The 12,796-nt window shown below is 47.1% G+C and carries 11 protein-coding genes; 9 read left to right on the top strand and 2 right to left on the bottom strand.

Annotated elements, in window-relative coordinates; all coding sequences use genetic code 11:
- The first annotated feature begins 2 nt into the window (after positions 1-2).
- From phoU to AC0J20_RS11830, 5 genes are all read left to right on the top strand, one after another.
- Positions 3-689, top strand: a complete 687-nt coding sequence (gene phoU, locus AC0J20_RS11850; RefSeq protein WP_473021801.1) for a phosphate signaling complex protein PhoU — start codon at positions 3-5, stop codon at positions 687-689.
- Positions 690-823: 134 nt separating this feature from the next.
- Positions 824-1,501 carry a TIGR00153 family protein gene (locus AC0J20_RS11845; RefSeq protein WP_473021800.1) on the top strand — a complete coding sequence of 226 codons (678 nt, stop codon included), beginning with the start codon at positions 824-826 and terminating at the stop codon, positions 1,499-1,501.
- A gap of 11 nt (positions 1,502-1,512) precedes the next feature.
- Positions 1,513-2,781 carry an inorganic phosphate transporter gene (locus AC0J20_RS11840; protein ID WP_473021799.1) on the top strand — a complete coding sequence of 423 codons (1,269 nt, stop codon included), beginning with the start codon at positions 1,513-1,515 and terminating at the stop codon, positions 2,779-2,781.
- 223 nt (positions 2,782-3,004) lie between these two features.
- A complete protein-coding gene (locus tag AC0J20_RS11835; protein ID WP_473021798.1) occupies positions 3,005-4,852 on the top strand; it encodes a methyl-accepting chemotaxis protein in 1,848 nt (615 codons plus the stop codon).
- A gap of 155 nt (positions 4,853-5,007) precedes the next feature.
- Positions 5,008-5,931, top strand: a complete 924-nt coding sequence (locus AC0J20_RS11830; RefSeq protein ID WP_473021797.1) for a porin — start codon at positions 5,008-5,010, stop codon at positions 5,929-5,931.
- A 111-nt stretch (positions 5,932-6,042) separates the two neighbouring features.
- Here the strand turns inward: AC0J20_RS11830 and purU are convergent, their stop codons facing one another.
- Positions 6,043-6,900, bottom strand: a complete 858-nt coding sequence (gene purU, locus AC0J20_RS11825; RefSeq protein ID WP_473021796.1) for a formyltetrahydrofolate deformylase — start codon at positions 6,898-6,900, stop codon at positions 6,043-6,045.
- A gap of 85 nt (positions 6,901-6,985) precedes the next feature.
- Entirely contained in the window at positions 6,986-7,489 is a 504-nt protein-coding gene (thpR, locus tag AC0J20_RS11820; protein WP_473021795.1) for an RNA 2',3'-cyclic phosphodiesterase, read from the bottom strand.
- Between the two features lie 90 nt (positions 7,490-7,579).
- On the opposite strand from thpR, the gene mrcB reads away from it, so the two are divergent.
- The 4 genes from mrcB to AC0J20_RS11800 form a co-directional block, all read left to right on the top strand.
- The gene (gene mrcB, locus AC0J20_RS11815; RefSeq protein WP_473021794.1) at positions 7,580-9,871 is read left to right on the top strand and encodes a penicillin-binding protein 1B; all 2,292 of its coding nucleotides are present in this window, start codon (positions 7,580-7,582) and stop codon (positions 9,869-9,871) included.
- The gene (locus AC0J20_RS11810; RefSeq protein ID WP_473021793.1) at positions 9,847-10,989 is read left to right on the top strand and encodes a threonine aldolase family protein; all 1,143 of its coding nucleotides are present in this window, start codon (positions 9,847-9,849) and stop codon (positions 10,987-10,989) included. Before mrcB ends, AC0J20_RS11810 begins: the two co-directional genes overlap by 25 nt.
- Before the next feature lie 174 nt (positions 10,990-11,163).
- Entirely contained in the window at positions 11,164-12,531 is a 1,368-nt protein-coding gene (locus AC0J20_RS11805; protein ID WP_473021792.1) for a hypothetical protein, read from the top strand.
- 101 nt (positions 12,532-12,632) lie between these two features.
- Positions 12,633-12,796 (top strand): transposase (locus AC0J20_RS11800; protein WP_473020833.1); only part of this gene is annotated, 164 nt, incomplete at its 3' end.

The raw sequence follows: 12,796 nt of genomic DNA, 5'->3' as shown, positions 1-12,796 counted from the left end.
GCATGAACTTAAATCTGTCAGCGCACATATCAGGCAAGTTTAATGAGGAACTGGAAAACCTGAGAAATGCCCTGTTATCTATGGGCGGCCAGGTTGAACTGCAACTGAGTAAGACGTTAATTGCCCTCAGAACCGATGACCAACGACTCGCTGAAACTATCGTCCATGATGATAATAAAATTAATGAGCTGGAAATGCGCATTGACGAAGAGTGCATGCGGATTATTGCCAAGCGACACCCGATTGCCAGTGACCTGCGATTGGTACTGACTATCGTCAAGATTAACGCGGACATGGAGCGAATAGGGGATGAAGTTGAACGTATCGCCAAAATGATCACCATGTACAGTTTGCCCGCCTCAGAAAAAATCAAATCCGGTATGGTGGAGACGGGGCACCTGATATTAGAGATATTGCAAAAGTCACTGAATGCCTTCGCCCGCATGGATGTTAACGCCGCCCGGGAAATACACGGTGAAGACAAAAAGGTTGATGCGAACTACAAGGAGCTGCTCCTACAGGTGATGCAGGAAATGCAGCAGCGGGCAGAACTGGATTCCCGATGGTTGGATGTCCTTTGGGCGTTGCGAGCGATGGAGCGCATAGGTGACCGATGCCAAAATATCTGCGAGTACATTATTTATTTTGTGGAAGGTGTAAACATCCGCCATGTCATGGATAATGATTAAGGATTTATGACCGATTTATGTACTACACTGAGATTCTGTCTTCAATTTGTCATTTTTTTGTAACATAACTTAATATATCATGCCGCCGGTTCAGACCTTGGTAGGTAAATAGGCACTAAAAAGAGTTGATTGATATGCCAAATAATTCATTTCTTGCGGTTTTTGCAAAATCACCGCTAAAACCGATAGAACAACATATTGTCACTGTAACCAGGTGCAGCAATTTGTTGATCCCTTTCTTCGAAGCAACCTTTTCCGATGACTGGTCAGTTGCTGAAAAAATTCAAAAAGAAATCTCTTCTGTAGAAGAAGAAGCCGACAAAATTAAACGCGAATTACGTATGAGTCTTCCTGGCGGTATCTTTATGCCCATGGAAAGACAGGACTTACTGGACCTGTTAAAACACCAGGATCAGATAGCAAACAAAGCGAAAGACGTCTCCGGATTGGTGTTTGGTCGTCATATGTTAGTGCCACAAGCGATTCAGGACGAGTTTATGGTGTACCTGAAACGATGCATTGACGCCACAGTACAGGCCAGCAAAGCCATTAACGAACTGGATGAATTGTTGGAAACCGGATTCAGAGGTCGCGAAGTTAACCTGGTAGAAAATATGGTTAATGAACTGGATATGATCGAAGACGATACTGATAAGTTGCAGGTTAAATTACGCAGTAAATTGCATGCACTGGAACCGGAATTGCCTCCGGTAGATGTGATGTTTTTATACAAAATTATTGAAGGTATTGGTGGACTAGCCGATGTCGCGGAGCGCGTAGGTTCCAGATTAGAATTAATGCTGGCTAAATAAGGTTTTTAACGATGGATATTATTAATACATATGGCGCCATACTAATCATTGTTGCCGCTGTCGTTGGCTTTTTGATGGCCTGGGGTATCGGTGCAAATGACGTGGCTAATGCCATGGGAACCTCTGTTGGCTCCAAGGCGCTGACTATTAAGCAAGCTATTCTCATCGCTATGGTGTTTGAATTCGCCGGTGCCTATCTGGCGGGGGGCGAGGTAACCTCTACGATTCGAAAAGGTATTATTGATAGCGCCTTTTTTGTGGACTCTCCTGAGTTACTCGTTTTTGGTATGATCGCGTCATTGCTGGCGGCAGGTTTGTGGCTGGCATTAGCTTCCTACCTTGGTTGGCCTGTTTCTACTACACATTCCATTATTGGTGCCATTGTTGGCTTTGCCGCAGTTGGCGTTAGTGCTGATGCTGTTGTGTGGAGTAAAGTGGCCGGTATTGTGGGCAGCTGGGTAATTACGCCGGCCATATCAGGCTTTATCGCTTTTCTTATCTTTAACAGTGCGCAAAAGTTAATTTTCAATACTGACAGCCCTTTTGACAATGCCAAAAGGTATGTGCCTTTTTATATGATGTTGGCGGGCTTTGTACTTGCGCTGGTAACCATCAAAAAGGGGCTTAAGCACGTTGGTTTAGATCTGTCATCTGAGATGGGTTTTACCCTGGCTATCCTGATTGCCGTGAGCGTAGGACTGCTTGGTAGAGTGGCAATTAATCGCATCAAATTTGATCCTGAAAGCGACAAGGAAATGCACTACAACAACGTAGAAAAAGTCTTTGCCGTGCTCATGATTGTAACCGCCTGTTGTATGGCCTTTGCGCATGGCTCTAACGATGTCGCCAATGCTATCGGGCCTTTGGCGGCGGTTGTCAGTGTGGTTAACTCGGGTGGTGAAATTGCCAAAAAAGCCGCTTTAGCCTGGTGGATATTGCCGCTTGGTGGATTGGGTATTGTGGCTGGTTTGGCCCTGTTTGGTCACCGGGTGATAAAAACCATCGGTAATGGCATCACCCATTTGACGCCTAGTCGTGGCTTTGCCGCAGAGCTTGCTGCCGCGTCTACGGTTGTCATCGCCTCGGGAACGGGCCTGCCCATTTCCACGACACAAACGCTGGTAGGAGCCGTTCTGGGTGTTGGTATGGCGAGAGGCATAGCCGCCTTGAATCTGAGTGTGGTGCGCAATATCGTGGTTTCCTGGGTCATTACACTGCCTGTCGGTGCTGGCTTGTCGATTATGTTCTTCTTTATGCTGAAGGGTATATTCGCCGGATAATCATCACCGCGAGTAACGCTTTTGAACAAGCCAGTTAGTGGAACACTAACTGGCTTTTTTCTATGTAGGGCAAACACAAATTAACAACATCGTAAATCCGGTAAAAGTAATTAATTGCTGGCAAAATTTGTTGAGTTGTTGCTTTTGACCAATAATAAATAGCAATCCCATGGAAAATCACTTTAAGGACATGTTGTCATTTAATTGTTGAAATTGGTTTGTTATGAATTGGTCAATCAAACAGAAGTTAATGGGGCTGGCGGGGTTTGTGGTATCGGCTGTCATTATTCTAATTATTCAGGGGCGTATTATGCACGGACAGCAGATAGCGCTAGATAAAGTCATTGAATCAACCTATCAATTACAAGTAAATATGTTGATGCTAAGACGCAATGAAAAGGACTTTATCATTCGGCAAGATCTGAAATATCAGGACAGGTTTGCCGGCAATATGTCTGCAGCAAAAAATACACTTGCTGAGTTGGTAACGCGCGCAGAAGAAAGCGGATTATCTTCCCAAAGAGCTAATCAGTTAAGCACCTTTTTGGTCAACTACGACAAGGCCTTTAATCAACTGATTGCGCTTTCGGTTAACAAGGGGCTGAATAAAGACGAGGGCCACTACGGCAGGTTAAGGCAGGCAACTCACGCCTTAGAAACGCATCTGGAACAACAAAACAATGATACCGCTTTGGTATTACTGCTCACATTACGCCGCCACGAAAAAGACTTTATTTTACGTAGCGACAGCAAATACGTGGAGCGCTTAGCCGCCACGGCCGAATCATTGAAATCCATGATGCAAGGCGACGGGCGAGCTGTTGCACTGGTGAACGAATACGTCAACGAATTCAATGCTTTTTACCGTATCAGTCAGGACATAGGCCTTGATGAAAATGCCGGTGTCAGAGGCGCGATGCGCGGCGCTGTGCATGAAATGGAAACGGCGTTAGACAAACTCAATGCTCTGTATAAACAAGAAGTGGAAGAAGCTATCGCGATCAATGAACTTATCCGGATTAGTTTGTCCATCATTATTTTAATTGTCATTGTAACCGGCATTGTGCTTATTTCCCGTCAGATTATCCGTCCGATTGAGCACATGGCGCGTTCATTCGAGGGCATTCTCAAGTCGAATGATTTGACTAAGCGCGTTGAGATATTGAGACAGGATGAAATTGGTGCAGCCACCCGAGATTTTAATCTGCTCATTGCCTACTTTCATGAAATGGTGCAAAAAATCTATTATTCCGTCGAGCAACTGGAATCAGCGACAAGCACGGTGACCCGGAATGTTAACAACACGCAGGAACATATCGAGCATCAGCAAACACAGAGTGGCATGGTGGCCACAGCCGTGACCGAAATGGGGGCCTCTGCTGCGGATATTGCGAAAAATGCGGAACTGACAGCAACTACTGTCAACTCCGCCCACGATAGTGCCCGGCAAGGTGTGGATAAAGTGAAAGTTACTATCACTAAAGTCGATAATCTCGCGAACTCTTTAGTACAGGCGGGGGAAAGCATGCAATTACTTCAGGAGAAAAGTAACGGCATTTCTTCGGTACTGGATGTGATCAAAAGTATTGCTGAGCAAACCAATTTGCTGGCCCTTAACGCGGCGATTGAAGCTGCCAGAGCGGGAGATCAGGGGCGAGGTTTTGCGGTTGTTGCAGATGAGGTCCGGCAATTGGCGATGCGAACCCAGGAGTCCACCGCTCAAATTTCAGAGATCATTGGTGAGTTACAAAGTTCTACCGGCCAAATTGTGAATGTTGTTGAGCAGTGTAAGCGGGAAGGAGGCGAGAGTTCGCTGCTGGCCAAAGAGGCAGGCGATGAGTTGAGCATTATTATGTCAGAAATGGAAACAGTGACGCAGATGAGCTCAGAGATCGCTATCGCGGTTGAACAGCAGTCCAATGTCGTAGAGGAAATTAATCGCAACGTTCAGCAAATCAGAGATCTGGGCATTGAAATTTCTGATGATTCGGCGAAAAACGTAGAAGCCTGTAAAGATGTCTCTACCCAGGCCAGTATGTTGCATGAAACTGTGAGTATGTTCAGGGTTTAAATTGATAATCTGAAGGAGAAACTGGCCACTCAACACCACTAAAAAAATCACATAAAATTAATAAAAGTGTCATAATTGTCATATAACTGTAATATAACTGTAATAGTTTGTGCGCCAATTTTTGACTGCACGAAATTATTCATCAAGACACTTTTATGCCTGACATCAAACCGCTTCCAAAGACCCTTTTTGGGTCGTTTATGTTGTTAACCTGTTCTTGTTTTGCAGAGGAAGCAGAACTGTTAGATTTTTATGGAAAGGTCAATATGACGCTGCAATACGCCGATGAAGGCGAGGGCAGCTTCACTGAGTTAAAAAGCAATTCATCACGCGTTGGTGTTAAAGGGGAAAAGGAACTCGAAGACGGCCTTACTGTGTTTTATTTGCTAGAGTGGCAAGTGGACCTGGCGGATCTGGATGATTCAGACAACATCAAATCAAGAAACCAATATCTGGGATTAAAGGGCAGTTTTGGTGAAGTGGTGGTAGGGCGCAACGACACAGTAACCAAGCAATTGTCCAAGCCCATGGATACTTTCAGTGATTATGAAGCTGATTTAAAAGGTCTGTGGAAAGGCGAAAACCGGGTCAACGATTCACTGACCTATTTTAGTCCTTCACTTAACGGCTTTGTGGTTGCGGCCACATATGTTGTAGAGGATGCATCAGACAAAGATGATGGGACTTCTATTGGTGTCTATTACGGCGATCCTAAACTGAAAAAATCGCAAATTTACGCTGCGCTAACGCACGACAGTAAAATTAAAGGATATGACGTTCAGCGGTTGGTTGTCGCTGGAAAATTTGATGACTGGACATTGGGCGCCGGATTACATCAACAGGAGCCATCGGCTGGTGGTGAATCTCAGTCCGGAGCAACGGTCAATGCCGAGTACCGTTTGCACAAATGGAAATTGAAGTCTCAGTATCAAACATTAGAAGATGACAACAGCATCACACTGGGAGCCGATTATAAACTTGGTGACAGTACCAAGGTGTTTGCCTGGTTTACCAACCGCAAGTTGGACAGTGCCGAGGACAAGCGTTGGTTGTCTGTTGGTATTGAACACAAGTTTTAGGGCAACAACAATTTTTAATCTGAATTAAACTGATTGCAATCGGTGCCTGGCTCAGGCAATTGGCTGAGCCAGGGGAACCCGAATCGGGCTGAACCTAAACATACCCGGTAATTATTTTGCAAATACCACGGTTTTATTGCCGTGAATAATCACTCGTTCTTCCAGGTGATTACGCAGGCCATGCGCCAGCGCTGACTTCTCACACTCTTTACCTTTGCGCACCATATCTTCAGCGGTATCGCTGTGGCTGATGCGGATCACTTCCTGTTCGATGATGGGACCGGCATCCAGATCCTGGGTGACATAATGGCAGGTGGCACCAATGAGTTTTACACCGCGATCATAAGCCTGCTGATATGGTTTCGCACCAATAAAGGAGGGTAAAAAGCTGTGATGAATATTAATCGCTTTACCCTGCCACTTTGCGCAAGTTTCCGGCGGCAGAATTTGCATGAATCTGGCCAGTACCATGAGATCTATCTCGTAGTGGTCAAGCAGGGTTTCAATTTCCTGAAAGGCATGAGCCTTGCTGGTGGCACTAAAATCAATCCAGTGAAAGGGGACATCATACCAGTCAGCAAATTGCTGCATTTGTGGATGGTTGGCAATTATGCAGGGAATATCACAGTGCAATTCACCGGTGTGCCAGCGATGTAGCAGGTCATTCAGACAATGAGATTCTTTACTGGCTAACAATGCGACTTTTTGTTTTTCATGAGAGTCAGTAAGTTGCCAATGCATGTTAAATTTTTCAGCGACAGGACCGAACAGCGCACTAAATTCCGGGAGATTCATCGCGAGATTATCGGCACTGATCTCATGGCGCATAAAAAATCGGCCAGTTTGTAAATCGGTGTGGTGGCTCGCTTCTACGATAGTGGCATTGTGCTCTGCTAAAAAGTGACTGACTGCCGCCACCAGACCTACCTGGTCCGGGCAATCAATGATAAGGCGAAACGTTTGTCGCATGGTGTTCCTGAAAATGGTTTTTTGACTAAGTGGTTCAGTATAACGAATTTTTTCACGAAAACAGCGCCAGTTTACACTGAATCCGCTATATCCTATTCCAGCTGTGGATAATGCGGTAGCTGACCCGGTTTTTGTGGCGCAGTGACTCGTACAGGTGGTAGCTGTTGAGTTGCAATTCAAAGCGCGGTGCCAGCAATGGTGAGGGTAAAGGCGTTAAGGTTTGTCTGGAAAGGCTGATATGAGGGATAAACTTCTGGGAGCGCTTAAAACTGCCGATATGTTGTAATTGTTGGCTGAGTTTTTGTTGCAGCAACAGCAATTTTTCATCCTGTTTAATGGCCAGAAAACCAATGCCGGGTTTAGCAAAATAACCCACTTCCTCGGCGTATAAGTGCAGCGGCTGTGCCTGGCTTTTCAGAGCAAACAGACTTTCCTGTTGTGCTGGTGTTATATCACCTAAAAACGCCAATGTAATATGGAAGTTCTCCATCGGGATAGCGCCCTGCAAGGAGGGAAAAGCGAGATCCCGCCAGTTGGCGATCGCCAGTTTAGTGTCGGCATCGGGTTCAAGGCCGATAAATGTGCGCATTATGTCAGTGCTTTTTTAATCAAAGTTTGTCACGTATTATACGGCATAACGTCGTAAACGCCTTTCCTGAAATTGCATTAGGAACCTGATTTGAAATTGATTTCTGCCCCATTTCGCTGGTTTAAAAAATACTTTTGGAAACTGACCGCTGTGTTTTTAGTGGCCTTATTTGCTTACGGATTTTATCTGGATGCGCAAATTAAAACCCGCTTTGACGGCAATAAGTGGGTGGTGCCGGCTCAGCTTTTTGCCCGTCCTTTAACGTTACAACAAGGGCAGGAAATTAATCGCGATGAGATTCTTCAGGAGCTGAGTTTACTTGGTTACAGGCAGGTCAGCCAGATCCGGCAGCCCGGAGAATACACACTGCAAGGTGGTGAACTTCGGGTTTTTCGTCGGGCATTTGCGTTTGCCGATGGCTTTGAGTCCGCCCGGCAATTGCGCCTGAAACTGCAAAATGACCGGCTGGTGAGTATTTACGACAACGCTGTTACCAGCCAGGTCAATGAGGCAAGGCTGGAGCCCATGATGGTGACCCGGATCATTACTCAGAGCCGTGAAGACAGGATCTTGTTAACGCTGGAAGATATCCCTACCTCGTTAATTGAAACGCTGATCATGACTGAAGATCGCGATTTTTATCATCATCACGGGGTGGCACCACTTGCAATTTTACGGGCACTGGTAGCGAATATTAAGGCCGGACGCACGGTACAGGGTGGCTCAACGTTGACTCAGCAGTTGGCAAAAAACCTGTTTCTTACCCGTGAACGCAGCCTGATACGCAAAATTAACGAAGCCATCATGGCCGTGATCATTGATTTGCGTTACAGCAAAGATGAAATTATCGAAACCTATCTGAACGAAGTATTCCTCGGGCAAAGAGGGGATCTGGCTATTCACGGTTTTGGCCTGGCCAGTTATTACTACTTTAATCGTCCTCTGGAAGAACTGAATCTGGCCGAGCAGGCGACGTTGGTGGGTATGGTCAAAGGCCCGTCTGCCTACAATCCTTTTCGCCATCCGCAAAATACCCGCAAGCGTCGCGATGTGGTTCTACGCACCTTATTTGAGCAGGACATTATCGACAAAGAAATGTATACCGACGCGGTGGAAAGTCCGTTAAATGCGGTGGACAAGGGGATTTTGAGCCAACACAAATACCCGGCTTTTATGCAACAAGTTAATCGCGAGTTGCGTCAGGTGTTACCGGCCAAGGATTTACGGGAGTCTGGCATTAAGATTTTCAGTACCCTTGACCCACATATTCAGCGGGCGGCGGAGCAGGCCACTGAAAAAACTTTAACAGCCCTTCAGAGTAGCCGGGATACGGTGGCGCTCAATGCGGCCATCATCGCATCTGACTTTCGCACCGGTGGTATTCGGGCGTTAGTGGGGGGTAAAGAATTTGATTATCAGGGGTTTAACCGGGTGCTGGATGCCAGAAGACCTGTGGGGTCACTGATCAAGCCGGCGGTGTATCTGACTGCCCTGGAGCAGCCCGCTGTCTATACCCTGGCAACACCGATTGAAGATAAGCCCATCAGGCTTAAAAGTAGTTATGGCAAGTATTGGGAGCCGCAAAATGTGGATAAACAATTTCGCGGCAGTGTCCCCCTGTTAACGGCATTATCGCATTCACTGAATGTGCCTACGGTAAAACTGGGCATGACGCTGGGGTTGGAAAACGTTGCTGACACCATAGAACGCCTGGGTGTTAAAGAAAAGTTTGATACTTATCCCGCCATGACACTGGGAGCACTGAACCTGTCACCCAGGCAGGTTAATCAGATGTACCAAACCATTGCTAACGTGGGAATTCGCCAGGAGCTGCATTCCATATCCGCGATTTCCACTCATGATGATATTCCGATTTGGTATCGCATGAATGTCCCGGAACAGCGGGTAGACAAAGCGGCGGCCTACCTGGTGAATTATGCGCTGCATAAAGTTACCCGGGAAGGCACGGGTAAACGTCTGAAGCAGGTATTTCCCCGGGTAAATTTTGCCGGCAAAACCGGCACCACTGACGATTATCGGGACAGCTGGTTTAGTGGTATGGACAATCAACTGGCCACGACGATATGGGTGGGCAACGACGACAACCTGGAAACCGGATTAACCGGTTCGGCCGGTGCCATGTCAATTTTCATCAACATGCAGCGGGATATTTATCCGAAATCCTTTAACCAGGCGTTTCCGGAAGGCATTGGTATTGCCCATTTTGCACCTGAAGATGGCAGCCGCAAAGTCCCTGGTTGTGCCAACGGGTTAAGTGTCCCGGCCTATTTACCGGCATTGCCAGGTGCCACTACCTGTGATGGAAAACCACCACAGGAAACAAAAGAAAAGTCGCTGTGGGAAAGCCTTTTTGGCAGTTAACCCGCAGCGCGCAATGCGATGAAGGGATGTTATTGATGTACAAAGGTATTTTACTCGGGCACCCGCTAATGGCGCAGTGCCACAAGTTTATCACCCGACACAAACCGTTAAATCACAAACAATGGTTACAGCGCATTGCGCAGGTACCGGAAATAGATCAGCAAATCGATTTTTATAACAGCGGGCCGACGATAACCTTGCTGGAAAACAAAATCGCTGAGCTGTTGGGAAAAGAGCGAGCCTTGTTTGTGCACAAAGGCATGGTGGGGCAAAATGCAGCGCTGTTGCAGTGGTCAGCAAACCTAAACCGCCATCGGATAGCAATACATCCCCAATCACACATCGCCGTGGACGAAAGCGACGCCTATGACAAGTTGCTGAATCTTGAGGTGTGGATGTTCGGCGAGCCGCATTGTGCCATTACCGACAATGACATTGCGCTGTTGCCTGACGATCTGGCGGCTATCGTGCTGGAACTTCCTACCCGGCGCGCCGGGTTTCGCCTGCCGCAGTGGCAAACACTGGAATATTTACAACAATTTGCGAAAACTCGCGGGATACCGATACACGTTGACGGAGCCAGATTATTGGAAGCCGCCTGTTACTGGCAAAAACCCTACGCGGATGTGGCGGGTATTGGTGATTCTGTCTATGTCTCCTTGTACAAAACATTAGGGGCTGCAGCAGGCGGTGTTGTTGCCGGTGAAACTGAATTTATTGAGCAGCTAATTCCCTGGCGCAGTCGCATGGGGGGCGATCTGTTTACTGCTTTTCCTTATGTTTTGAGCGCACTGTGGGGGCTGCGGCACTATCTGCCGAGAATTCCGGAATTCCATCAACGGGCCTATGCATTGGCACAAGCGATTCAGCATCGATTTGGCGATGAGGCCTTGCCTTTTCCAGTGCAATGCAACGGCTTTTTGGTGCAGTTGCCGGTCAGTGCTCAGGTGCTGGAACGACGGGCGCTGAAACTCGCTGAAGAAAAAGGTATCTGGCTATTCGACCGAATATTGCCCCTGGGGGAACAGAGCTGCCGTTTTGAAATTCAGGCAGGCGATGCGCTGGATGATTGGCAAGATGCTGACCTGGTGGATTTACTGGAACAACTCAGCCGCTGATCGCTGTGATTGTTGAGGCAGGTGTCTGTGAAGCAGTCAATAAGCTGAGGAGAGCTAGTTAGCGAGGGCCTGAAATTGCTGAAAAAGCGATTATTTAATTAGCTGGCTGATTTGGATAATATTTTTTGAAATAGCTGCTATTCTCAATGAGGACTCATTATCGGGATAGAAAAAATGACATCAGGAAAGACACCAGCACCCACACCAACCCAAAAAGCCACTTACACCTTTGCGCTTTCTCCGGGTTTGGAGTTAACCATCACCTTTGTTGAAACTAAAAACGTTACGATGACGGTAATGAATGGGCCGACCATTACAAACGCCGGGTTTAAAGTCCCTGAGCCCACCACCGATAGTAACGGTTATCCGCAAATCAGTTTTGGATCATCAACTTCCAATACCAGTACCTTTCCGGCATTGGAGTTAGAAATTGCCTGCGTTTCCGGTAAATCCTCGCACTGGCTGCAAACGGAACTCAAGGTCAAAAATGGCTTTACCACTGGCTCGGAACCTGAGTACGGGCAGGTGACTATTGGCATTATACCTGGGCAAAAAAGCTGGGCTTATCTGGAAAATGAAAAAAAGCGCAATTGGATCACCACGCAACCCGGTACGCCTGACTTTTTTGCTATCAGCCCACCGCAAAAATCAGCGGGTGTCCTGCATCAGTACCAGGAGCTCAACCCAAATATCGTCAGCCTGCTGGATGTTGTAACACCAAAACCCACCAGTAAGGTAGCCAGTCCGGCGAAAAACTTTCTGTTCCGCGGTAATGAACCATTGACTGCACCCACGACACCTGATGGACCGCAAACCGTGGATTTTGAAGGGTTACACACTATTATGAGTAAGCGCTATAAGGACGCAACAGGCGACACATTTCCGGTCAGCAGATCAGATTATTTGTTTCATGATGTCTGTCTGAGAGATCCTAATCGCGATAACCACCAGGAAACCCACGCTTTTGATCCTAACAAAGCCACCCCAACAGAACCCACACTCAAAACGCTCACTAACGGCACCTATGAACCCGATATGTGGTTAACCTCCGCCACAGCACCCAATGGCGCGAAAATGTGTTGGTGGCCAATTGAGCCGTCGGGAAGCCCTTATAACAGCAGCAATTTCCTCTTCTATCTGGACCAGTGGGCCGGAGAAACATTACACACCCTATTGAACACGGCTCACACTACCCCGCATGTATATTATATTCACTGTGCCAACGGCCATGACCGCACCGGCCTGGTGGCTTATTCGTATTTTATTGCCCGTGGCGAGCCACACCCCAATGCCTATATATTAGGCTCTACAGTGTGTGTGTCAGACGAAAACCCAGCCAACTGCATCGCGCTAACGTCAGACCTGACACCGGAATCCGGCAGTCCTAAATCAAAAACCAAAACGCGGATCTTACCAGGTGGTGGTGCCGGCTCATACTTTGACACCATCGCCAATCTTGGCTCAGGTGGAAATCTGTCCTGGGGCACTAATGATTACGTGGACAAATCACCCTATGGCGTTTTTAAAGATTCTGATTTTTAAAAATATGCAGAGCCTCTGAGGAGGCTCAGACTGTTGAAAAAGGCCTGGACGCAGATCCAGGCCTTTGATCTAATAGGCATATAGAAATTGGAGATTTCAATATGCTCAAAGACCCGTCTCCTCATCAAATCCAACTGGAAATGGTCAACATCGAATCGCTGGTACCTCAGGACCATCTCGTCCGTCTGGTCGATGCAGCGATTGATTTTGATTTCATTCGTGATGAAGTCGCTCACCTGTACTGTAAAGACAATGGTCGTCCAGC

It is taken from the genome of Planctobacterium sp. R6, from assembly GCF_055755215.1.
This window is presented reverse-complemented; position numbering and strand designations above follow the sequence as displayed.